Below are 20,776 nucleotides of genomic sequence, written 5' to 3'. Positions count from 1 at the left end.
GAAGGCTGAATACGGAGAAATGGCGTGGTTGAAGGGGTCAGCAAGGCAGATAGGTACTTGGAGGCGAGCGTTCGTCAGAACACGTCGAAGAGCTATGCGGCCGCCCTCTCCCATTTCGAAGTCACGTGGGGCGGCTTCCTGCCCACCACGACGGAGTCCGTTGTGCGCTACATCGCGGAGTACGCCGACCAGCTGGCACTGAGTACGCTGAAGCAACGCCTGGCTGCGCTCGCTAACTGGCACCAAAGCAACGGCTTCCCCGACCCCACCAAAGCCCCCAAGGTCAGACAGTTGCTGAAGGGTATCCGGGCGGTACACCCCGTACAGCAGAAGCAAGCAGCTCCTCTGGCGTTACTGCACCTCGAAAAAGCAGTAGCGCACCTGGAAGACGAGATTGCTCAGGCAAAAGCGGCCGGCAACATGGCCACCCTTCTCAAGGCGACCCGGGATATCGCCTTGCTCACCATTGGTTTCTGGAGGGGATTCCGTGGGGATGAACTCGCCAGACTTACGATCGAAAATACCCATGCCGAGCGCTACGTCGGGATCCGGTTTTACCTGGGATCAAGTAAAGGGGACCGGCAGAACATCGGGCGTGAGTACAAGACACCATCGTTGAGCAAGCTGTGCCCGGTCGAGGCGTACCTGAACTGGATTGAAGCAGCCGGCCTAACTCATGGCAGCGTGTTCAGGGGCGTTGATCGCTGGGGCAACATCAGCGATCGTCCACTTGCCGCCCATAGCCTGATTCCCCTGCTTCGCGACACTCTGGGTCGTTGTGGCTTGCCGTCCGAGATGTACAGTGCCCACTCGATCCGGAGAGGCTTTGCCACATGGGCAGCAAGCTCTGGCTGGGACATCAAGACGCTGATGGAGTACGTCGGTTGGCGTGACATGAAGTCGGCATTGCGCTATGTGGAGCCGGCACAACAGTTCGGCGGGCTTATCAGAAAGCTTGAAGGATGACCGCTAGCCCCAGACAACGCATACGTCGGCCCTCATCGCAATTTGATATCGGCGTCGTCTAATCGCACAGGACTGACGCCGCAGTCTTCAGGGATGAACTACGCTTCAGAAAATACCGCAGATCGAAGACAAATTGCAGCTAGTCGTTACGGCCGAATGCCGGTGGTAAGGGAATGCCCATTCTTCGGGAATACGATACCTTCATCGCCATCAGCCGGAGTGAGCTTCGTGAGATCCAAACAGCCCCTGTTTGCCGTTCTGTTACTCACGGTGCTTATCGATGGTTGCACTGCACTCAATGCCCCCCATGAACCCAGTCAAGCCTTGCCTGCCGACGATTCGTCTTTCGGTCGTTCGATTCTGGCCCAGGTAGCCCCCCATGAAGGCCGATCGGGCTTTCGTCTATTTCCGGAGAGTGCCGAGGCTTTCGCCGCTCGCGCCGAGCTGATTCGCCGTGCGCAAAGCAGCATTGACCTGCAGTACTACATCGTCCATGACGGTATCAGTACTCGGATACTGCTGAGCGAGCTGCTCCTCGCTGCCGACCGTAAAGTGCGCGTGAGGATTTTGCTCGATGACACCACCAGCGATGACCTGGAGGAAACTATCGCGACTCTCGCGACGCATCCGTATATACAGATCCGAGTGTTCAATCCTCTTCATTTGGGCCGCAGTACCGTGGTGACACGCACGATGGGTCGACTCTTCAACCTGTCGCAGCAACACCGGCGTATGCACAACAAGCTGTGGGTGGTAGACAACTGTGTGGCCATCGTCGGAGGTCGCAATCTGGGCGACGAGTATTTCGATGCCGAGCCCAACAGAAATTTTACTGACATTGACATGCTCAGTGTGGGCCCGGTCGCAGAACAGTTGGGACACAGTTTTGACGAGTACTGGAACAGTGCCCTGAGCAAGCCCATCGAGCAGTTCATATCGTTCAAGCCGACAAGCAGAGACCTGAAAGATCTTCGGACTCGGCTGGATGCCTCCTTGGAGGAAACGCGCACTCAGAATCATGCGCTCTATCAGCAATTGATGAGCTACACCACTGAGCCTCGCCTGAACCACTGGCGACGGGAATTGATTTGGGCCTGGAATAAGGCGTTGTGGGATGCGCCGAGCAAGGTCTTGGCGGATGGCGAACCCGCTCCTTATTTACTGTTGACCACCCAGTTGGCGCCCGAGCTTAACGGCGTGACCAAGGAACTTATCCTAGTTTCGGCCTACATGGTACCCGGCCAACCCGGTGTGGTGTATTTGACACGTCGTGCCGACGCCGGCGTGTCGATCCGCTTGCTGACCAATTCACTGGAGGCAACCGATGTTCCCGCTGCACATGGTGCCTACGCCCCCTACCGCAAGACCTTGCTCGAGCATGGTGTGCAATTATTCGAGCTACGCCGCCAATCCGGTGACCATGGCAACAGTAGGCCGCGACTCTTTCATAAGGGATCCTCCAACAGTTCCGATTCCAGTCTGCATACCAAGGCGATGATTTTCGACCAGCAGAAAGCTTTCATCGGCTCGTTCAACTTCGACTCGCGCTCTTTGCTGTGGAATACCGAAGTCGGGGTACTGGTTGACGATCCGAAGCTGGCCGGGCGGGTGCGTGAACTGGCTTTGAAGGGTATGGCCCCTGCCCTCAGTTATCACCCCCGGTTGGAAAACGCCCAGTTGGTATGGGTCACCGAAGACAACGGCAAACAGCATAGGTTGACCAAGGAACCAGGGAGCTGGTGGCGGCGCTTCAATTCGTGGCTCAGTAGCACGATTGGGCTGGAAAAGATGCTATAGCGTGGGGAGGATGAATCATGCGGACGTGGGCGAATGGCTCCGTGCGGCTTATCCGTCAACTGATGAGGGCGATGGGTATTTGCCTACTTGCGGTAATCCTTCACACCCACGTATTGGCCCTCTCTCAAACCGCTCGCGAAATAACAGGGTTGCTGGACTTCGTCGAACACAGTGATTGCACATTTGTTCGCAACGGAGCCGAATATTCAGGCCCCCGAGCGCGAGAGCATCTCGAGCAGAAGCTGAATTATCTCGAAAGCAGGAACAGGGTGAAAAGCGCGGAAGACTTCATTGACCTTGCTGCCACTAAAAGCAGCCTGAGTGGACGTGCCTATGAGGTGCGATGCTCAGGAGGTATGGAACCGGCAGGCATCTGGTTGCGCCGGGAACTGCAAAGACAACGGCAACTTCAATAGTCATTGTCAGCGGTGGCTGTGAACACGTGTGAAGCTGGTCATCCCCGACGCCCATGAAGGGGACCAACCGCTCCGACCTAGAACTCCACCTTCCCCCGCCCCGCCTTGACGGCGCTGCGCCTGGCTTTTCCTTCGAGGCGGCGGGTCTTGGAGCCTAGGGTCGGCTTGGTGGGGCGACGTTTCTTATCAGTCTTGCCAGCGGTGATGATCAACTCGGCAAGACGCGCCAAGGCGTCTGCACGATTCTGCTCCTGTGTGCGGTACTGCTGGCCTTTGATGATCACTACGCCGTCGTTGGTGATGCGACTGTCACGCAGCGCCAGCAGCCGCGCCTTGTAAAACTCGGGCAACGATGAGGACGGGATGTCGAAGCGCAGGTGCACGGCGCTGGACACCTTGTTGACATTCTGCCCGCCCGCGCCTTGCGCGCGGATGTATGTGAGTTCGATCTCGGCATCCGGCAGATGCACGTTATTGGAAATGGTCAACATGATAAGGCCCTTGTCATTGCCCATTATTACACACTGGTCAACGCCTTCATTGGAGCAAAGCACTGCTGAACGCTACCTCACGGTCGGCCTGATGCAGTGCCTTCCGTCGCTCAGCGGGCACCCTCCCACGCACGCCGGGCCGAACATAGGGCAAACCATCCAAAAAGGCCTTTCTCCATGACGCCAACAAAACCCTATACGCTACTGCTTGCACTGTGCCTGGGCTGCGCTTCACCACTTGCTTCGGCCGCCGCAGACCTGGACCAGGAGCGCGCCCCAGGCATGCAATCGAACGACACTGGACCCAGGAGCGACCAAGGCGGAGCGACTGGCTCGGGAACACCCGGCGATGGCATGGGTACAGGTGATGGCGGTACTGACGACAATGGGACGGACAACACCGGAGGTGACGGTACCGACAGCGGCTCGGGAACCGGCAATCCTGGCTCTGATAGTAGCGGCACAGACGCGGGTAATGAAGGCAGCGGCTCAGCCGGAAGTGGATCAAACCCAGGTTCTGGCAGTTAGCTGAAAGGGCCGATGGCCATGGATACCCATCCATCGCTCGGCTCGTCAGCTCTACCCCGGGGTTTCAACCGTTCATGCAACCCACGCAGGAGTAAATACCATGCCACGCGGAGACAAAGACAAGTACACGGACAAGCAGAAACGCAAGGCCGAGCACATCGAGCAATCTTACGAGGACAAGGGCGTGGGTAAGGATGAAGCCGAAGCCCGCGCCTGGGCCACCGTCAACAAACAATCCGGAGGCGGTGAAAAACACGGCTCGGGAAGCAGTACATTGTCGCACGCGAAGAAGACCGCACGTTCGGATTCGGCCAAGCGCGCCGCTGAATCTCGGCAGGGGCATTCGCGGACGTCACACGCCTCGCTCGAATCGCAAAGCAAGGAAAGCCTTATGAAAGAGGCACGCAGCAAAGACATCAAGGGGCGCTCGACCATGACCAAGGCCCAGTTGGTGGAGGCCCTGCAAAAACGTGGGTAACGGAATGGGGTCGCCATAGCGCAAGGCCCGCCAGCCGTGCCATCACCGCCAATACGTCATTAACGCGCCCCGGATGCCGCTGACCGGATCTTGCTCGGGGAGCGGCACCTTGGCGATGCGCGCCATGGCGCGCGCGTGCGTGGCACTGTCGGGCCGCTGAATGGCGTAGTCCTCCTGCCCCTGAGGATAAGCACCAACCACCAGGAAGTCATCGCTGCACTCGATGCAGCGATGGCCCGTGCCTGCTGGCAGTACCAGCACGTCCCCACGTTTCACGCTGACGCTCTGGCCACACTCCCCACCCAGCATCAACCGGGCCCACCCGCAAGCAATGCCCAGTGCCTCATGGGCGTTTGGGTGGAAGTGGTGATAATCGAAGATCCCGTCGCGCCAGAGCGGGGTCCATTGATGAGCTGCAAACAGGGCCTCGAAGGCACTGGCAGTGTGCCCCGACGCATCAAGCGTCAGCCGGTAGAACAGTACGGGAAAACGGCTGTTCGGCGTCGCGCCGTCGTCTTCGAAATACAAGGCCTGCACGCTGGCAACCGCTGTATTCAAGAGTGTCATGATGCGCATCCTGATCGTGTCGTCGGTTCATGTTCGAACCCGTCGGCTGTCGGCAGGTTCCAGCTGGCAGATCGGTGCGCACACCGTTGAAACTTTCCCCACAAGTGCCCAGTCCAGACCCTATCGATAACTGAACGGGAGCAGGTAATGACCGGCACGGTAGGCGACTTTCTGGTAGAGCGCTTGTATCAATGGGGCGTGCGGCGCATTTTTGGTTACCCCGGCGACGGCATCAATGGGGTGTTTGGCGCGTTGGGCCGGGCCAACGGCAAGATTGAATTCATCCAGGCCCGCCATGAGGAAATGGCCGCTTTCATGGCCAGCGCCCATGCAAAGTTCACCGGCGAGCTTGGCGTTTGCATCGCCACCTCCGGCCCAGGCGCCTCACACCTGCTTACCGGCCTGTACGATGCGCGCATGGACCATCAGCCGGTGCTGGCCATCGTCGGCCAACAGGCCCGTGCAGCACTGGGTGGGCACTACCAGCAGGAGCTTGACCTACTGTCGATGTTCAAGGATGTCGCCGGTGCGTTCGTCCAGCAGGCCTCTACACCGGAGCAGGTGCGCCACCTGCTCGACCGTGCTGTGCGTACGGCCATCGGCGAACGCCGCGTCACCGCTGTTATCCTGCCCAACGACCTGCAGGACCTGCCTTACAGCGAGCCACCGAGGGCTCACGGTACCGTGCATTCCGGCATCGGCTACAGCAAGCCCAGGGTGTTGCCGTACGACGAAGACCTGCAGCGCGCAGCCGATGTACTCAACGCCGGGCACAAGGTGGCGATACTGGTGGGGGCCGGTGCACTGCAGGCGACAGAGCAGGTAATTGCGGTTGCGGAAAAGCTTGGTGCAGGGGTGGCCAAAGCGCTGCTGGGCAAGGCTGTGCTGCCGGACGATCTCCCTTGGGTCACCGGGTCTATCGGCCTGCTCGGGACCGAACCCAGTTATCAGCTGATGACCGAATGCGACACCTTGCTGATGATCGGATCCGGCTTCCCCTATTCCGAGTTCTTGCCCAAGGAAGGCCAGGCGCGTGGCGTGCAGATCGACCTGCAACCCGACATGCTCAGCCTGCGCTATCCGATGGAGGTCAACCTCGTCGGCGATGCAAGCGAGACACTGCGCGCCCTGTTACCTTTGCTTGAGCACAAGACCGAGCGCCGCTGGCGGGACAAGGTCGAGACCTGGCGTGCGCAGTGGGACAAGACCGTAACCAAACGCGCACTGGTCAAGGCCGACCCGATCAACCCGCAACGCGTGGTCCATGAGCTGTCCCCTCGCCTGCCCGACCACGCCATCATCACCAGCGATTCCGGCTCCTGTGCCAACTGGTTTGCCCGCGACCTGCAGATTCGCCAGGGTATGCAGTGCTCGCTGTCCGGTGGCCTGGCCTGCATGGGCGCAGCCGTGCCCTATGCGATCGCGGCCAAGTTCGCCCACCCGCAGCGGGCTGTGGTTGCCCTGGTGGGCGATGGGGCGATGCAGATGAACAACCTGGCCGAACTGATCACCGTTGCCAAGTACTGGCAACAGTGGGAGAACCCGCAATGGATCTGTGCGGTGTTCAACAATGAAGACCTCAACCAGGTGACCTGGGAGCAACGGGTGATGGAGGGCGACCCCAAGTTCGAAGCTTCGCAGTCGATCCCTGACGTGCCCTACCATTTGTTCGCCATTTCCATTGGTCTACACGGTATCTATGTAGATCGCGAAGAGGACGTTGCCGCCGGGTGGGAGCGCGCGCTGGCTGCTGATCGGCCAGTACTGATCGAGTTCAAGACCGACCCCAACGTGCCGCCCCTGCCACCCCACATCAAGCTGGGCCAAGCGAAGAAGTTTGCCAGTACGTTGCTCAAGGGGGATCCCGACCAGGCGGGCATTATCGTGCAGACAGCCAAGCAGGTGCTCGGCTCGGTGCTGCCGGGCAAGAAGTGATCGGCACCTCGGCGAGCCGGCTGAACGTTTTTTTCAGCCGGCCCGGTCGCACAACTGTGAGGCAGCCGGCTGCGCAAACCCTGACCGTGAGGACCTACCATGAGCGCGATCTCTTTCGATGGGGCTGAAAAACACCCCATCTGCCTGACCCTGAACGGTCAGCGTCGAACATTGCAGGTGACCCCCTGGACCACACTCCTCGATCTTTTGCGCGAGCAGTTGGACCTGGTCGGCACCAAGAAGGGTTGCGACCATGGCCAGTGCGGGGCCTGCACGGTGCTGCGCGATGGCAAGCGCGTCAATGCCTGCCTGACATTGGCCATCATGTGCGACGGGGCTGATCTGGTGACCATCGAAGGGCTGGCCAGCGGCGACGTTCTGCACCCCATGCAGCGTGCATTCATCACCCACGACGCTTTCCAGTGCGGTTACTGCACCCCGGGGCAGATCTGCTCCGCAGTCGGGCTTGCCCGCGAAGGGCGCGCCTCTACCCGCGAGGCCATTCGCGAACAGATGAGCGGCAACCTTTGCAGGTGTGGTGCATACGGCAACATCGTCGCTGCGGTGGAAGAAGCCCTGCCGTTGATGACGGACCTGGCCCAGCCACAACGAGACCCGAACCCATGACGCCTTTCAGCTACCACAAACCCGCATCAATCAGCGAAGCCGTGAGCCTGGCTGACGCCAGCTCGCAGTTCATTGCCGGGGGTACCAATCTCGTCGACCTGATGAAAGAAAACGTGGTTCGCCCCGAGCGCCTGATCGACCTTTCCGGGCTCGGGCTGAACGGCATCCACCCCACCCCGAACGGCGGCTTGTTGATCGGCGCATTGGTGAGCAACGCCGACCTGGCCTGGCACCCGATGATCGAGCAGCATTATCCACTGCTGTCAGACGCTATCCTGGCTGGGGCATCACCGCAGTTAAGGAACATGGCCAGCACCGGTGGCAACCTGCTGCAACGTACCCGATGCTACTACTTCTACGACACCGGTACCCCCTGCAACAAACGTGAGCCCGGCAGCGGATGCCCGGCGCGCGCAGGCTCGAACCGTATCCACGCGATTCTCGGCGCCAGTGATGCCTGTGTTGCGATCCATCCTTCGGACATGTGCGTGGCATTGGCAGCGCTCGAAGCCGTGGTGCATGTGCAGGGGCCGTGCGGGGAGCGCCATATACCTTTTGCGGCGTTCCATCGCCTCCCCGAGGACACCCCGGAGCGAGACAATCAGCTGGCAGTCGATGAATTGGTGGTCGCCATCGAGCTGCCGCCCCCGGTGTTCGAAAACCATTACCGTTATCTGAAAATTCGCGACCGCGCCTCTTACGCGTTCGCGCTGGTGTCGGTCGCCGCAGCCTTGAGCTTCGATGGTGAGGTGATCCAGCAGGCTCGCCTGGCGCTGGGCGGTGTTGCCCACAAGCCGTGGCGGGACCCGGTTGTGGAGTGCATGCTGGCCGGCCAGGCGCCTAGCGAAGCGCTCTTCACGCACGCTGCGCAAGCGTTGCTGAAAGACGCAACCCCCCTGAGCCACAACGGGTTCAAGGTCACCCTGGCCCAGCGTGCAATCGTGCGGGCATTAAATGACGCGGCGTGCGGCGCCGCTTGTTGGGGGGCACGGCCATGATCAGCTCCACTCCAGTAGTCGGTACGCCCCTGGACCGCGTGGACGGCATGGCAAAGGTTACCGGGCAGGCGCGCTATGCGGGCGAATACCCCGAGACAGGCCTGCTCCATGGCAGCGTCGTGTGCAGTACCATCACCTGCGGTCGGGTGCTGAAAATCGACAGTGCGCAGGCGATGCGTTTGCCGGGGGTGATCGCCGTGCTCGACCACGGCCATCGTCCGCCTATTTCCAGTTATGACGAGAACTACAGTGATGCCGACTCCGCGAAGGGGGCGCCGTTTCGGCCCTTGTTCAATGATCGAGTGCTGTACAACGGGCAACCGTTGGCGCTGGTGGTCGCGCAAACCCTCGAGCTGGCCCGGTACGCAGCTTCGCTGATCAGGATCGAGTACGCCGAGGAGCCTCACCAGACAGACCTGGGCGCATGCCAGCACTCGCATGCGGCACCCGCCGAACCCCCGGCGCCGCGTGGCGACTTTGCCGCGCAGTTTGCCGGGGCCCCGGTGCAGGTGGATGCCACCTACCTGACAGCCAACGAATACCACAACCCCATGGAGCCCCATGCGTCAACCGTACTCTACAAGTCAGACGGCACGCTGGAAATTCACGACAAGACCCAAGGCACGCAAAACTGCCAGGACTACTTGCACAACGTTTTTGGCCTGCCCAAGGCAAACATCCGCGTGCGCGCGGCGTTCGTCGGCGGTGCCTTCGGCTCGGGCTTGCGCCCGCAGTACCAGCTGCCGTTGGCAGTGATGGCGGCGTTGCACCTGCAGCGTTCGGTGCGTGTCACGCTGACTCGTCAGCAAATGTTCACCTTCGGCTACCGGCCGCGGACCGAGCAGCGCCTGCGCCTGGGTGCAGACGCAAACGGGCAGTTGCTGGCGATCGCCCACGATGCGCTTGGCCAGACCTCCCGCTTCGAGGACTTCACCGAGCACCTGGTGGAATGGAGTGGCATGCTCTACCAGTGCGACAATGTCGCGCTCAGCTATCGCCTGGCCCCGCTCGATGTGTACACCCCGCTGGACATGCGTGCGCCTGGCGCCGCGTCAGGGATGATTGCCCTGGAATGCGCCATGGATGAGCTCGCCTGTGCAGCGCAGATAGACCCGCTCGAGCTGCGCCGACGCAATTTCGCCGCCAGCAATGCCAACGAGGGCAAGCCCTACTCCAGCAAGGAACTGCTGGCGTGCTACCGGCAAGGTGCCGAACGTTTTGGCTGGCAAAACCGTAATCCGCAACCGCGCAGCATGCGCCATGGCAACCAGCTGGTCGGCTGGGGGATGGCCGGCGGTGTCTGGGAAGCCATGCAGATGAAGGCCAGCGCCAAAGCGCGCTTCGATGCCCAAGGCCACCTCACCGTCAGCAGTGCCACCACCGACATCGGGACCGGCACCTATACCGTCATGACGCAGATCGCAGCCGACGCTGCCGGCGCCAGGGTGCAGGATGTCACCTTCGTGCTGGGTGACTCTTCACTGCCCACCGCACCGCTTCAGGGAGGATCGTTCACGGTGTCGTCGGTCGGCTCAGCCGTGCGTCAGGCCTGCCAGATACTGCGCACCAAAGTGCTGGAACATGCGCGCAACGTGTACCCTCAAGTGGCCAGCACGCCCCCCGAGCAGATCATTTTCGCCGATGGCTACCTGCACGCGGGCAGCCATCGCCTGGCTGTGGCGGACATCGTCGCCAGCACCCCAAAAGGTGAGTTAGAAGTGCAGATCGACGCCGAGCCCGGCGCCAGGCGCCAGCCGTTCTCCGCCGCCACGCATTCGGCGGTATTCGTGGAAGTCCACGTCGACGAGGACCTTGGCACAATCAAGGTAGTACGGGTAGTCAGCGCCGTTGCAGCGGGACGGGTAGTCAATCCGAAAACCGCACGCAGCCAGATCTTGGGAGGCGTGGTGTGGGGGGTGGGTATGGCCCTGCACGAAGCCGCGTTAACCGACCATCGGCTGGGCCGCATCGTCAACCAAAACCTGGCGGAGTACCACATCCCGGTCAATGCAGACAGCGGGGATATCGAGGTGATCTTCGTTGAAGAGCACGACGAGATCGTCAACGAGCTGGGGTCCAAGGGCGTGGGAGAAATCGGCGTCGTGGGGGTAGCAGCCGCGGTGGCCAATGCGGTCTACCATGCCACGGGCAAGCGTGTGAGGGCGTTTCCGATCACGCTCGACAACTTGCTGTGATCAGGCGGGCGTCGAGCCCCCATTCGCTGCCTGCGTCGAGACGGGCCGCCAGGACGACGTGAACGCTAATGGCCATGGCGAACTGAAGCGGCGGCTACCAGCCGCCGTGGCCTCATCAACAGCCTCGGTCCATAGACCTCCAGCAGGATCAAGGGGTGAAGCCCAACCCTGCGGAAAGGTCTGAACCTGCAGGTGTTTGGGCTGATTTCGTTGATGCATCACCCGTCGCCCGTCCAAGCGACTCTTCAACCGAGGCCTTCACCTCGCTACCCTTGGCCTTAAGCGTATCGGTCAAACGGTCGCTGCTGGCGCCCATCAACTGGTCTTCCTTGCGGGTACTGGGCAACGCCGCCCCTAAAGCCGCGCCTAGTGCAATACCTAAGGCGGCCAATACCAGGGGTTGCTCCTTGAGCAGATGATCGAATTGCCCCTTGAACGCCGTAGTCTGGTCTGCGGCCTTATGGGCCGAGTGGCGCAGGGTATCTGCGCAAGCCCCTACGGAGTCGCGTGCGCCGCTGCCAAGCTCACTGGCCCGGTCGCGCACATCATGGGCTTTCATGCGCACCTTCTGGCTGGCATCGTGCACCGCCTCCCCCGCATGCGCAAACGCCTCCTTCACGGTGCCCAGCGCATCGCCAAGCCTTTCGCCAACTCCAGGCCCCTGATGGGCAGGCCCGGGGTTGAACGGGCGGTTCTGATTAAGGCCCAGCCAGGCCAGGCCCAATACCGTCAGGGTTGCAGGTACGGGATTGTTCTTGAGGGTGGTGCCGAGGTTCTGGAAAAACTCGCCACCATTACCTTTTGCATAGCCCAACACGCGGTCGACCATTTGACCAGGGCTCAGCCGGTCCTCAAGAGCATCCATGAGGTCACTGATGTGTTCACGCTTGGCGTTGATTTCCTGCTCGAGCAAGTCTGGGTCTTTTTGCGCATCATGTTCAAAGGAAGTGGTCATGGCAATTTCCTCTTCAGCGTGTCCTTGTCCTGTTGCAGGGCATGCAAGGTACGATCAGGGGCCAGATGCGTGGGCTCGAACTGTTTCTTGCCTGACTGCAGCATGATGAAACCGATCACTACGGTGATCGCGCCCACGATCAAGGCAGCCAGCCAGGGCTCGACCACCATTGCGAGGGCATAGACCGCTGCCAGCAACAAGATGACGAAGCCTGCCAGGATCACGATCGCTCCGGCAGCAACTGCCGCGGTGCCTGCTTTGAGGGTGGCCAGATTATGCTGCAGTTCAGCCTTGGCCAATGCCAGTTCCTTGCTGAACAGCGCCGGTACTTCCCGCATCAATTGGCGGAACAGGCCGCCAACACCAATGGCATCGTCTTGCGCCGAGTGCAAGCCCGGGGTGGTATCCAAGGGATCCTTGTTCATCGTCCACCTCCTCTGAGCGGATCGCGCTCGAACGGACCGCCGCTGACCGGCGTACCGGCGCCTGGCCCGATCGGGTCCACGGGGGTGTAGGGTTCAGGAGTGGATATGTCGCTACCGCGGTCGGGTGACACAGGCTGCGCCGGGTGGGACTCGCGCCCATCACGAGATACCCCGGCTGTAGCAGCGTCATGACTGGTGCTGGCTCGCATGAAACGCGACACGGCAAACCCGACGGCAACACTACCGGCCAGGAACAACGCGGGGTTGCTTCGCGCCAACTGTGCGCCACGCTGCAGCAGGCTCTCGGCGCTTTCATGGCGTACCTGCTCGGCAAATTCGCCCACGCATTGCGCTGCCTGGCTCAAATACTGCGAAAGCCCTAGGCTGTCGTTGTCTTGCAGCGCCGCTGCCGCCGTGCGCGCGCCCTCCTCCAGCGACTCAAGCTGATCGGCCGCCGTATCGCGGTAGTGTTCGAATTGATCATTGCCTTTCTGCCGGGCCTCGCCAAGCAGCGCACCGGCTTCATCGGAAATGGCCTGCACATGATCCTGGGTGCTGCCAGGTGGAGCGGTCGAGCTTTGATTGGTGTTGTCCATCGTTACGCCCTCGAGCCTGAGTGGTCAGCGAATGCCCTATTTGTTGGCATTCATTCGAGGGACGCGGCGGTGACGGCGGAAGTTCAGCCTTTATGATCTGTGACATTTCCCCGCACGACCAAAGGAAATAGCACGATAAACGTTCAACGTTTAAACCGGTGCAACGGCTTTGAACGTAACGGTAATCCGCAGCAGTTGGGAATCTGCCGACGGCGCTGCGCGGGAGCGATCAGTTCGCAGCGGCTATTACGGCGCAACAGATTGACCTGACAGATCTTTCGCGCCCTTGGTCAGTTAATTCAAAAGCTGTGTGAGTAAACCTGGACAGCCCTGCATCCGAATTAAACACAGTCTGTTCTGTGTTTATTAATGAGGTGCAAGATCATGGCTGACAATCAAGGGAAAAGTGGGCAACAAGGCGGCACCGCTCAAGACAACCCTGGCAATTTTGCGAACGACCGCGAAAAGGCTTCGCAAGCGGGTCAAAAAGGTGGCCAATCGTCAGGCGGCAATTTTGCCAATGATCCACAGCGGGCATCTGAAGCCGGCCAGAAAGGCGGTCAAATGTCCGGGGGAGGATCTTCGGATCAACAAACTGGGCAAGGCAGCGGCGGTAAGTTTCAGGAAGATGACCCTCAGCGTGCTGGCGGCGCAACCCAGCAAGGTAGCCAAGGAGGACATTCCACTGGCATTAAATCTGGCCAGGAGGACAGCATGGAGGAAGCGTCGCAAGGTACTCAGGACGAAGACAGTGGAATGACGGAAGATAACCGCTGAGCACTCGCCAGGGCCACGGATAGCCCTGGCTTTCTTAACCAAACATAAGGTGGGCGTGAGCGAAGCTTCTGCATGATGAACATTGTTGTTCGTTCTTCCTCGCCGTTCAATTTCCCTGAGCCGTTTTTGAAGGAACCAATCCTCGCAGGATTACGTCCACCGCTAAACAACACGCGAGTCGATATCCTCATGGCGACCGATCCTGTACTGGCTGCACTTGGCTACCTCAAAGATAACCGGTTGATCCTTTCCACCGCAGAATCCTGTACTGCAGGTTGCATGGTTGCCTTGTTGGCGGCGGTGCCCGGTACTGGAGAAGTGCTGGAAAGTGGCTATGTCGTCTATTCACCTAGCGCGAAAAAACGCTTGCTGGGGGTCAGCCCTGAGACCATCGAGCGATACGGTCTCACCAGCGAAGCCGTGGCCTGGGAAATGGCACTGGGTGCGTTGAAAGACAGTGATGCAAACGTGGTGATTGCTACAACAGGGGTAGCAGGGCCCAGCCCCGAATCCGGGGTGCCCCCGGGGACGATGTGCTTTGCCTGGGCCTTTGCCGGCGAGCCTGTAGCCGTGTTTACACGTACCCAACGTTTCTTTGGGGAAAGGTCGGATGTGATGCGGCAGGGCGCGCTATTCGGGCTGACGCGCCTGGCTCATTACCACCAACGCTGGCTTCGCGGCGAACGCGCCTGAGGGCAAGTGAAATGGTGGACGACGAGCTGATTTCCAGGCGTTATCCCATCCGGGAAGACCTACCCATGCAGAAGCGAGTTTGGTGCTTCGAGCGTGTAGGTTGGTATGTGCTGGTGGTCATTATCCTGCTGGCTTTGGCTGGGTTGTTCGGTAATGGCCCATTGAGTGATGCCGAATCGATAAGTCAGGATGGTCGACTAAAGGTGGAGTATCAACGCCTGAGTCGAAGCAGTACTACCGATAACCTCTTCATCACGGTCCAAGGAATACCTGGCCAACCTGTGAGGGTTGAACTTGAGGGCTCACTGCTGCGTGAGGCCAGTATCGAGACGCTTCAGCCTGAGCCCCAGCTTTCGATGTCCCATGGCCCCTCCCTGGTATGGCAATTAGGTACGAGCAATGACGGCATGGCCACCTTGTACCTCACGCTAAGAAGTGAGCACGTAGGCACCCTGGAGGGCGTCGTGCGAGCGGGCCCGAGTAGCGAAGTCCACTTTTCCACATTCCTTTACCCCTAGGAGTGCATCATGGATTCGATCCTTCGCGCGGCCGGAATGTATGTAGCCCTCATGATACTGTTCCGCGTTGCCGGGCGGCGCTCATTGGCCGACCTGACAACCTTCGACTTCGTCTTGCTGCTCATCATCGGAGAGGCCACTCAACAGGCTCTCCTGGGCGATGACTTTTCCTTCACCAACGCCATGCTGGTGATCGCCACCCTTATCGTTCTCGACGTTGGCTTATCGCTTGCCAAACTGAACGCCCGGCCTCTTGCACGATTGCTGGATGGCCACTCGACCTTAGTGGTCGAGCACGGACAGTTTTTGCATCAGCGAATGCGCCAGGCCCGGTTAACCGAGGACGACATTCTCGAATCGGCACGTGATAGCCAAGGGATTGAGTCGGTGGAACAAATCAAATTTGCAATTGTAGAGCGAAACGGAAAAATCTCGATAATCGCCAGAGAATGACTGCAGCCGGTTATTACAGGCGTGCAGCCCTGGCAATCGGAGGTTGCGGGCCGGTGCGCTGAGCAGATGAATTGAACCCTACTGCTTGAGGACCACTCCACACAAGGCAACCGTGATTTTTCCCCGCCTTTTCAGGAGTGACTCATGAATGCAATCGAACTGTTGATCCAAGACCATCAATTGGTGAAGAAACTGCTCGAGGAACTGTCCTCGACCACTGAGCGTGCCGTAAAGAAACGGGCCGAACTGCTCGAACGCATCAAGCAGGAAGTGAGCATCCACACGGCCCTGGAGGAGGAGATCCTGTACCCGGCGATCAAGCAAGCTGGCGGCAAGGAAGAAGCGAAGATGTATTACGAGGCCAAGGAGGAGCACCGCACGGTCGACTCGCTGGTCATCCCTGACCTGCTGCAAACAGAGACCGGGACCGTGGAATTCGCAGGCCGGGTCAAGGTGATGAAGGAGCTGTTGGAGCACCACATCGAGGAAGAAGAAACCGAGCTTTTCCCCACCGCCCGCAAGCTGCTGGGCAAGCAGGAACTGGAAGAGATGGGTCAGGCGATGGAAACCCAGAAGAAGCTGCTCAAGGGTGAACAGCACGCAGCCTGATGCTGCACGCGCGCGCCCTACCCGGGCGCGCGTATGTGTTCGCCAGCCCTACTTCCAAACGCAATCAGTTGGGTATCGCGTGATGAGTGACTGGATCGACTTTCTTGAATGGCCTGCCATGGTCCTGACCGTGCTCGCTGCCTGGTGCATCGGCTCAGGGCGCCCAGGCCGGCGCAAACTGGGCTTCTGTTGCTTCATTGCCAGCAATGTACTGTGGGCAGCCTGGGGATGGCAGGCGCAAGCCTGGGCGCTGATCATCCTGCAGGTTTGCCTGTGCGCGATGAACCTTCGGGGCTGGAAAAAAAACGCCGCCATGCAACCGGGCTGATCGCCTGAACTTTTCCCTACCTCTTGGCTTCCCCTGCATACCAATCACAAAAATGCACGGCTGCAGGAGCAGACTCCATGAGAGCATTGACCTATCACGGCGCAAACGATGTCAGGGTCGATACCGTCCCAGACCCTATCATTCAAGATCCGGACGATATCATCCTGCGGGTGACCGCAACCGCCATTTGCGGCTCGGATCTCCACCTTTACCGAGGCAAGATCCCGCAGACCGAGGCGGGCGACATTTTCGGCCATGAGTTCATGGGGATCGTCGAGGATACCGGCAGGGACGTTACCAACCTGCAGATCGGCGACCGCGTGGTGATCCCTTTCGTCATTGCCTGCGGCAGTTGCTTTTTCTGCCAACACGACCTGTTCGCCGCCTGCGAAACCACCAACTCCGGTCGCGGGTCGCTCATCAACAAGAAAGGCATCCCACCCGGAGCTGCGCTCTTCGGATATAGCCATCTGTATGGGGGCATCCCCGGAGGGCAAGCCGATTACGTTCGAGTGCCGAAAGCCAATGTTGGCCCGTTCAAGGTGCCAACCGCTCTGGCTGATGACAAGGTGCTGTTTCTCTCCGACATCCTGCCAACCGCCTGGCAGGCAGTCCTCAACGCCGAGATCGGCCAGGGCTCGTCACTCGCTATTTATGGCGCGGGGCCGGTGGGGCTGCTGGCCGCCGCCTGCGCGCGCATGCTCGGTGCCCAGACCATCTTCATGGTCGATGACAACGACTACCGCCTGGCCTATGCCCACGACGCCTACGGTGTAACTGCCATCAACTTCGAGCAGGATGACGACCCTGCCGACAGCATCATTCGCCAGACACCCGGCATGCGCGGTGTCGACGCGGTCATCGATGCCGTTGGCTTCGAGGCTAAGGGCAGCACCGCCGAAACGGTCATGACGGCATTGAAGATCGAAGGCAGCAGTGGCAAGGCGTTGCGCCAGAGCATTGCGGCTGTGCGCCGGGGAGGCATTGTCAGTGTGCCTGGCGTGTATGCCGGCTTCATCCACGCCTTCATGTTCGGCGACGCATTCGACAAAGGCCTCACGTTCAAGATGGGCCAGACGCATGTGCAGAAATACCTGCCAGAGCTGCTTGAGCACATCGAGGCTGGTCGTCTGCAACCCGAACGCATCGTTACCCATCGCCTCGCTCTGGAGGAAGCAGCCATGGGCTACAAGCTGTTCGACCAGAAACAGGACAACTGCCGCAAGGTCATTCTGGTTCCCGGCGCAGCATCCGGCACCTTGGGCCCCGATTATGTGTAAGCCACAGGAGAAAACCCTATGAACGATCCTGTCATGTATTTCTGGATTGCAGTGGCGGCAATTCTGTTGCTCATCGACTTATGGGCCATCGTGAGTGTGTTCAGAAGCGACAAGTCCGATGCAAGCAAAGCGCTGTGGGCCCTGGTGATCGTCGTGCTTCCGCTCTTGGGCCTGGCAATCTGGGGCGTTGCCGGGCCGCGCGGGATCAAGCGCGGAACCGGGCCGACATCCGACGAACACAGCAAAGGTTGAATGTTTTGCAGCATACATCCAAAGGGGTCACTACCATGATCGATCAAGCGACAGGCATGAAACCAGGCGAACGTTATCGCGTGGAGAACGTCGAGCGCGCGCATCAGTTCCCCGGCTTCTTTCTGGACGGCAGATATTACCTTGGCCCCGAACTGCTGACGGCTGTGGGCTGGCTCGAAGGCACGAAGTTCATCTATGACAGCCTGGATGCGGCAGGTGAGCCCGTCTTCCCCGATCGGGTGGCCGGCACCATCGAGGGGCTGAAACTGCTGCTGATCGACGGCACCGCCCTGGAGCTCTCGAGGATAGAAGCCAATGCTTTCCTCGAATCTGCGACTGACGCGTTCGAGCAAGAACCAGCGCCGGCCGAGCCTTCACGCCCAGCCCAGGTGAGAGGCCCGTTGCGCGGCAAGGTAGTGGTCATCACCGGCGCTTCAAGTGGCATAGGGAGGGCCACCGCGCATGCGTTTGCCTGCAAAGGTGCTCGCCTGGTCCTGGCCGCACGGGATGAAGACGCGTTGTTCGAGGTGCTGGACGAGTGCACCGATTGCGGGACGGACGCCGTGGCAATCACCACCGACGTTACCAGCAGCGACCAAATGCAAGCGCTGGCGGCGCAAGCTGCCGAATTTGGCCATGGCCGGATAGATATCTGGGTCAACAACGCCGGCGTTGGCGTGGTTGGCAGCTTCGAGGAGACGCCACTTGAAGCCCATGAGCAGGTCATTCAAACCGACCTGGTCGGTTACCTGCGCGGCGCTCATGTGGCCCTGCCGTACTTCAAGGCGCAGCGCAGCGGCATCCTGATCAACACGCTGTCACTGGGCAGCTGGGTTGCCCAACCCTATGCAGCGGCTTACTCGGCAAGCAAATTTGGCCTGCGCGGCCTGACCGATGCGCTGCGGGGAGAGTTGACGGAATTTCCCGATATCCATGTCTGCGATATCTATCCTGCGGTCATGGACACGCCAGGGTTCAGGGATGGCGGCAACTACACCGGCCACGCCCTCACCCCGCCTGGGCCGATCTACGATCCAGAGCTGGTGGCAAGGGCCATGGTCGCATGCGCCATTTCCCCTCGTGCGCACACCACGGTCGGCACCGCCGCCCGCCTTGCCCACCTGGCCAGCTTCCTCGTTCCAGGTCTACCGCTGCTGTCGGGATGGCTGACACGCTGGGGCATACACCGCAGTCCCAGTGCCGCGATTTCCTCGGGCAACCTGTTCGAACCACCAAGTGGCCGACGCAGCGTGGACGGTGGTTGGCGAAGCCGCAAGAACAACACACCATTGTGGGTGAGTGCAGCAGTCCTGGGCATAGTTGCCGGGCTGGTCATTACTCGCACGCAACGCAGGCGCCGTTGATTGTTCTTTATCGCGTCACTGCCATTGAAGCGGGTGACCACCCTCCTCCCAATGCGCGGTAGGTAGCGATTGCAGCACGGGCCGCCTCTGTTTGCGCAACCGCTCGTGAATCTGAAGCCCGAAGCAGTTGTTGATCAGCGTTCAGGACGTTCAACAGACTTGCAGCGCCCTTCTGATAGGCCGCAAATGAAGATTGTCGCGCTTGCCCAAGGGATGCCTCACCCTCGCCCAGGGACTGTGCCTGCTGCTGGCGGTTAAGCAGTGCAGATAATGCGGTCTCGACGTCCTGCAAAGCACTCAGCACGGCCTGTCGATAATAGGCCAAAGCTTCAGCCTCACGCCCTTTCGCCTGGTGAATTTCTGCATTGATCCGGCCAAAATCAAAAAGTCTCCATCGCAAGCCTAGAAACGCAGCCGACTGGCTTGCTCCACCGGTGAAAAACCGACCGCCCGAGGTCGAAGCACTGCCAACGAGTGCCCCCAGCGAAAACGTTGGATAATACTCACTGATCGCACTGCCGATTTGCGCGTTTGCAGACATGAGCCTACGCTCGGCAGCGATCAGATCAGGCCTGCGGCGCAGCAGTTGGGCCGGCTCGCCGATATCAGATAATTGAGGGGCCGTCGGAATGTGCGAAGGTGCTGCCATTTGAGATCGATGGGTGCCTGGACTGCTGCCAAGCACAACGTCCAAGGCGTTGAGTGTTGCATCAAGGTTTGCACGCAAAACCGGGATTGTTGCCTCAACTTGCGAGAGCTCCCCTTCAGTTTGGCGAACCTCATAGTCTGCCGCCAGCCCCTTTTGATTGAGCAGATTGACTTTGCCCAACAGATCCCTCTGTGTTCTTGCTTGAGCTTGAGCAATAGCGAGACGAGCCTGAAGGCCTCGAACGGTGGTATAGATGTCGGCAGTCTGGGCTGCAATGGCAAGACGCGTCGCGACCGCACCGGCCTCAGACGCTTGGTACTGCGCCATAGCTGCCTCACGACTGCGTCGCAGCCCTCCAAACATATCGATTTCCCAGCTTGCATCGAGATTTAGCTCATAACTGCTCCCGAAGCGGTCGTAGCCTGGTGTTGAGTTCAAGACCTGGCCTAACGGTGTCTCGATCGATTGATGTGAACGCGCGGCTTCGCCACTCACGCTCGCCGAAGGCACGAGCGCTGCGGTGGCAGCACCGAGGGTGGCCCGTGCTTGCACAACGCGGGCTTGGGCCTGGGCAAGCTCAAGATTTTGCCCTATCGCTTGCGTCACGAGTGTGCTCAGCAGCGGATCTCCAAACCCTTCCCACCATTTATCAAGTCGGTCGCCCCCCGCACCTGGCGTGGCAGGCAACCCGGCACTATTGATGTAATGATGGGCCAGCGGTGCGTTTGGCTGTTTATAATCCGGGCCAACCATGCACCCTGCGCAAAGGCTGGAACCCAGCAGCAGAGCAATCGTTCGGTAGGGAAGCATGATGATTTCTCGTAGACCAAGAGCGGCAGTGACCATATTATATATTGGTCACTGCCTGTCAACCCGTTC

23 protein-coding genes are annotated in these 20,776 nt (G+C 59.9%); 17 read left to right on the top strand and 6 right to left on the bottom strand.

The window, feature by feature from the left end:
* Positions 1-24 precede the first annotated feature (24 nt).
* The 3 genes from LVS58_RS25115 (at position 25) to LVS58_RS11750 (ending at position 3,179) form a co-directional block, all read left to right on the top strand.
* The gene (locus LVS58_RS25115; protein ID WP_233691206.1) at positions 25-966 is read left to right on the top strand and encodes a site-specific integrase; all 942 of its coding nucleotides are present in this window, start codon (positions 25-27) and stop codon (positions 964-966) included.
* Between the two features lie 228 nt (positions 967-1,194).
* Positions 1,195-2,763: a phospholipase D family protein gene (locus tag LVS58_RS11755; RefSeq protein WP_233691205.1), complete on the top strand. Its 1,569-nt coding sequence runs from the start codon at positions 1,195-1,197 to the stop codon at positions 2,761-2,763.
* A gap of 71 nt (positions 2,764-2,834) precedes the next feature.
* On the top strand, positions 2,835-3,179 hold the full coding sequence (locus LVS58_RS11750) for a DUF5329 domain-containing protein (RefSeq protein ID WP_233691451.1): 345 nt from the start codon (positions 2,835-2,837) through the stop codon (positions 3,177-3,179).
* A gap of 77 nt (positions 3,180-3,256) precedes the next feature.
* Here LVS58_RS11750 and arfB read toward each other — a convergent pair whose 3' ends face one another.
* On the bottom strand, positions 3,257-3,670 hold the full coding sequence (gene arfB / locus LVS58_RS11745; protein ID WP_233691204.1) for an alternative ribosome rescue aminoacyl-tRNA hydrolase ArfB: 414 nt from the start codon (positions 3,668-3,670) through the stop codon (positions 3,257-3,259).
* A gap of 628 nt (positions 3,671-4,298) precedes the next feature.
* On the opposite strand from arfB, the gene LVS58_RS11740 reads away from it, so the two are divergent.
* Positions 4,299-4,676 carry a termination factor Rho gene (locus LVS58_RS11740; protein ID WP_233691203.1) on the top strand — a complete coding sequence of 126 codons (378 nt, stop codon included), beginning with the start codon at positions 4,299-4,301 and terminating at the stop codon, positions 4,674-4,676.
* Positions 4,677-4,718: 42 nt separating this feature from the next.
* Here LVS58_RS11740 and LVS58_RS11735 read toward each other — a convergent pair whose 3' ends face one another.
* Positions 4,719-5,243: a cupin gene (locus LVS58_RS11735; protein ID WP_233691202.1), complete on the bottom strand. Its 525-nt coding sequence runs from the start codon at positions 5,241-5,243 to the stop codon at positions 4,719-4,721.
* A gap of 147 nt (positions 5,244-5,390) precedes the next feature.
* Between LVS58_RS11735 and LVS58_RS11730 the strand changes: the two genes are divergently transcribed.
* The 4 genes from LVS58_RS11730 (at position 5,391) to LVS58_RS11715 (ending at position 10,998) form a co-directional block, all read left to right on the top strand.
* Positions 5,391-7,178 carry a thiamine pyrophosphate-requiring protein gene (locus tag LVS58_RS11730; protein ID WP_233691201.1) on the top strand — a complete coding sequence of 596 codons (1,788 nt, stop codon included), beginning with the start codon at positions 5,391-5,393 and terminating at the stop codon, positions 7,176-7,178.
* A gap of 99 nt (positions 7,179-7,277) precedes the next feature.
* On the top strand, positions 7,278-7,805 hold the full coding sequence (locus LVS58_RS11725; protein ID WP_233691200.1) for a (2Fe-2S)-binding protein: 528 nt from the start codon (positions 7,278-7,280) through the stop codon (positions 7,803-7,805).
* Positions 7,802-8,803 carry an FAD binding domain-containing protein gene (locus tag LVS58_RS11720; protein ID WP_233691199.1) on the top strand — a complete coding sequence of 334 codons (1,002 nt, stop codon included), beginning with the start codon at positions 7,802-7,804 and terminating at the stop codon, positions 8,801-8,803. The genes LVS58_RS11725 and LVS58_RS11720 overlap by 4 nt, the downstream gene beginning before the upstream one ends.
* Positions 8,800-10,998, top strand: coding sequence for a xanthine dehydrogenase family protein molybdopterin-binding subunit (locus LVS58_RS11715; protein WP_233691198.1), 2,199 nt, complete (start codon positions 8,800-8,802; stop codon positions 10,996-10,998). The genes LVS58_RS11720 and LVS58_RS11715 overlap by 4 nt, the downstream gene beginning before the upstream one ends.
* A 148-nt stretch (positions 10,999-11,146) precedes the next feature.
* On the opposite strand, the gene LVS58_RS11710 is transcribed toward LVS58_RS11715, so the two are convergent.
* Genes LVS58_RS11710 through LVS58_RS11700 form a run of 3 tightly spaced genes read right to left on the bottom strand, consistent with a single transcriptional unit; the run spans position 11,147 to position 12,974 of the window.
* Positions 11,147-11,953, bottom strand: a complete 807-nt coding sequence (locus LVS58_RS11710) for a DUF3618 domain-containing protein (protein WP_233691197.1) — start codon at positions 11,951-11,953, stop codon at positions 11,147-11,149.
* The gene (locus tag LVS58_RS11705) at positions 11,950-12,378 is read right to left on the bottom strand and encodes a phage holin family protein (RefSeq protein ID WP_233691196.1); all 429 of its coding nucleotides are present in this window, start codon (positions 12,376-12,378) and stop codon (positions 11,950-11,952) included. Before LVS58_RS11705 ends, LVS58_RS11710 begins: the two co-directional genes overlap by 4 nt.
* Positions 12,375-12,974, bottom strand: a complete 600-nt coding sequence (locus LVS58_RS11700; RefSeq protein WP_233691195.1) for a hypothetical protein — start codon at positions 12,972-12,974, stop codon at positions 12,375-12,377. Before LVS58_RS11700 ends, LVS58_RS11705 begins: the two co-directional genes overlap by 4 nt.
* 384 nt (positions 12,975-13,358) lie before the next feature.
* Here LVS58_RS11700 and LVS58_RS11695 point away from each other — a divergent pair, with 384 nt between their 5' ends.
* From LVS58_RS11695 to LVS58_RS11655, 9 genes are all read left to right on the top strand, one after another.
* Positions 13,359-13,751 (top strand): general stress protein, encoded by a 393-nt coding sequence (locus LVS58_RS11695; protein ID WP_233691194.1) that lies wholly within the window; start codon positions 13,359-13,361, stop codon positions 13,749-13,751.
* Between the two features lie 189 nt (positions 13,752-13,940).
* Positions 13,941-14,444, top strand: coding sequence for a CinA family protein (locus LVS58_RS11690; protein ID WP_233691450.1), 504 nt, complete (start codon positions 13,941-13,943; stop codon positions 14,442-14,444).
* A 65-nt stretch (positions 14,445-14,509) separates the two neighbouring features.
* The gene (locus LVS58_RS11685) at positions 14,510-14,962 is read left to right on the top strand and encodes a hypothetical protein (protein WP_442796460.1); all 453 of its coding nucleotides are present in this window, start codon (positions 14,510-14,512) and stop codon (positions 14,960-14,962) included.
* Positions 14,963-14,971: 9 nt separating this feature from the next.
* Complete coding sequence (locus LVS58_RS11680; protein WP_233691192.1) at positions 14,972-15,415, top strand: DUF421 domain-containing protein; 444 nt, start codon at positions 14,972-14,974, stop codon at positions 15,413-15,415.
* A gap of 144 nt (positions 15,416-15,559) precedes the next feature.
* A complete protein-coding gene (locus LVS58_RS11675; protein ID WP_233691191.1) occupies positions 15,560-16,024 on the top strand; it encodes a hemerythrin domain-containing protein in 465 nt (154 codons plus the stop codon).
* Positions 16,025-16,106: 82 nt separating this feature from the next.
* Complete coding sequence (locus LVS58_RS11670) at positions 16,107-16,352, top strand: hypothetical protein (RefSeq protein ID WP_233691190.1); 246 nt, start codon at positions 16,107-16,109, stop codon at positions 16,350-16,352.
* 77 nt (positions 16,353-16,429) lie between these two features.
* A complete protein-coding gene (locus LVS58_RS11665; protein ID WP_233691189.1) occupies positions 16,430-17,632 on the top strand; it encodes a zinc-dependent alcohol dehydrogenase in 1,203 nt (400 codons plus the stop codon).
* An 18-nt stretch (positions 17,633-17,650) separates the two neighbouring features.
* Positions 17,651-17,884 carry a PLD nuclease N-terminal domain-containing protein gene (locus LVS58_RS11660; protein ID WP_233691188.1) on the top strand — a complete coding sequence of 78 codons (234 nt, stop codon included), beginning with the start codon at positions 17,651-17,653 and terminating at the stop codon, positions 17,882-17,884.
* A 35-nt stretch (positions 17,885-17,919) separates the two neighbouring features.
* Positions 17,920-19,248 carry an SDR family oxidoreductase gene (locus tag LVS58_RS11655; protein ID WP_233691187.1) on the top strand — a complete coding sequence of 443 codons (1,329 nt, stop codon included), beginning with the start codon at positions 17,920-17,922 and terminating at the stop codon, positions 19,246-19,248.
* A gap of 7 nt (positions 19,249-19,255) precedes the next feature.
* Here the strand turns inward: LVS58_RS11655 and LVS58_RS11650 are convergent, their stop codons facing one another.
* Positions 19,256-20,707: an efflux transporter outer membrane subunit gene (locus tag LVS58_RS11650; protein WP_233691186.1), complete on the bottom strand. Its 1,452-nt coding sequence runs from the start codon at positions 20,705-20,707 to the stop codon at positions 19,256-19,258.
* Positions 20,708-20,776: the final 69 nt, after the last annotated feature.

The sequence above is a fragment of the Pseudomonas sp. JR33AA genome, assembly GCF_021378985.1.
GTDB lineage: Bacteria > Pseudomonadota > Gammaproteobacteria > Pseudomonadales > Pseudomonadaceae > Aquipseudomonas > Aquipseudomonas alloputida.
Note: the sequence above shows the minus strand (reverse complement) of the source record. Positions and strands in the feature narration are given on the sequence as shown.